At 40.9% G+C, this 518-nt stretch carries 1 pseudogene; it reads right to left on the bottom strand.

From position 1 onward, the window contains the following. Positions 1-518 (bottom strand): annotated as a pseudogene (locus FUA24_RS00495) (F0F1 ATP synthase subunit beta); the annotation flags it as partial.

The raw sequence follows: 518 nt of genomic DNA, 5'->3' as shown, positions 1-518 counted from the left end.
GCAGGTACGTAAACCGCTTGTACAGATGTAATAGAACCTTTTTTAGTTGATGTAATACGCTCTTGCATTGCACCCATCTCAGTTGCTAAAGTTGGTTGGTAACCTACCGCAGATGGCATACGACCTAATAATGCCGATACCTCAGAACCTGCTTGTGTAAAACGGAAGATGTTATCTACGAAGAAAAGTACATCTTTTCCTTGTCCGTCACCAGCGCCATCACGGAAATACTCAGCAATAGTTAAACCAGATAAAGCAACACGAGCACGTGCTCCAGGAGGCTCATTCATCTGTCCGAATACGAAAGTTGCTTTAGACTCTTTCATAGTCTCTTTGTCAACCTTAGCTAAATCCCATCCGCCTTCTTCCATAGAGTGCATAAAATCATCACCGTATTTTATAATACCAGATTCTAACATCTCTCTTAAAAGGTCATTTCCTTCACGAGTTCTTTCACCTACACCAGCAAATACTGATAAACCACCGTGACCTTTTGCAATATTGTTAATTAACTCTTG

This window comes from Seonamhaeicola marinus (genome assembly GCF_008085455.1).
The sequence above is the reverse complement of the archived record's forward strand: the minus strand, read 5'-3'. Positions and strand labels throughout refer to the sequence as shown.